This is a genomic window from Stenotrophomonas sp. YIM B06876 (genome assembly GCF_030711595.1).
Classification (GTDB): domain Bacteria; phylum Pseudomonadota; class Gammaproteobacteria; order Xanthomonadales; family Xanthomonadaceae; genus Stenotrophomonas.
Genome location: NZ_JAUJUJ010000283.1, coordinates 1 through 1,072 on the forward strand (window position 1 = coordinate 1; position 1,072 = coordinate 1,072).

Below are 1,072 nucleotides of genomic sequence, written 5' to 3' on the forward strand. Positions count from 1 at the left end.
GGCCTCGGGCACCGGGCCGCCCAGCCGCACCAGCAGCCCGAGCCCGTTGTCGACGGCGTCGCGCAGCACCGCGCGCCGGGCCGGGCCGAGGCTGGCGAAGCTGCGTTCGTCCAGCACCAGCAGATCGGTGGCGGCCAGCGTGGTGGCATTGAACGGGCGCGGCGCATCGCCCAGTTGCAGGCCGCCACCGACGGCCATCTGGGTGTGCATCGGCAGCCCGGCATCGCGGGCCCAGCGGCGCAGGTATTTCAGTTCCGGCCCCGGCGCGCTGGCCAGCAGCCAGATGCGCGGGGCCGTGCTGGCGAGCACCTGCAACGGCACCGGCAACAGGTCCGCGGTCTTGCCGTCGGCGTCGATCAGCCGCAGCGAAAACAGGGTCTGCCCGGGGGCCCGCGCGGTGCCGCTGAGCTGGACCCGGCCCTGACGGTCGAGCGGGGCGAGATCCACCCGCCGACCCGCCGGGTCCCGCAGTTCGGCCTGCGCTCCTTCCCCGGCGAGCGCACGCGCCGCCACGCTGAAGCGCGCGCCCGGTGCCACGGGGACCGGCGGCTGCCATGCCACCCAGCCGTGTGGTGACGCGGGCGGATCGAACGCCAGCGGCAGTGGCGTGGCCGCATCCAGATCACGCGCCTGCAGCCCGTTGCCGAGGATATGCAGCCGCTGCAGGCCCGGATGCCGGCGCAGCGCGGTGGCCAGATCGGGCACCCGCTCGACTCCGGCCAAGGGCGGCGCCTCCGGCAGCGCGACCACCTGTCCGGCCGCGTGCAGGTGCCGCGGATCGGTGCCGGCGGTGGCGACCAGCAGGGTGCCGGCCTGCCCGGGCAGCGGTGGCGGCAGCAGGGTGAAATACAGCAGCACGCCAAGCAGCGCCTGCAACGTGATCAGCAGCAGCCGATGTGCGCGTGGTGGCCCGCGGTGACGCCACAACCGCACGCTGCCGAGCACAACCGCCGCGGCAATCACCAAGGCCAGCGCGAGGGAGGAATTCATGGCGACTCCGCTTGCAGGGCGCGCAGGTAACGTTGGCCGGCCGCGTCGGCGCCGGGGCGGCGCAGCACCTGCGGCAGCGGCC

The 1,072-nt window shown here is 75.0% G+C and carries 1 pseudogene; it reads right to left on the reverse strand.

The window, feature by feature from the left end:
• Positions 1-990 (reverse strand): annotated as a pseudogene (locus QZH66_RS16750) (hypothetical protein); the annotation flags it as partial.
• Between the last annotated feature and the right edge of the window lie 82 nt (positions 991-1,072).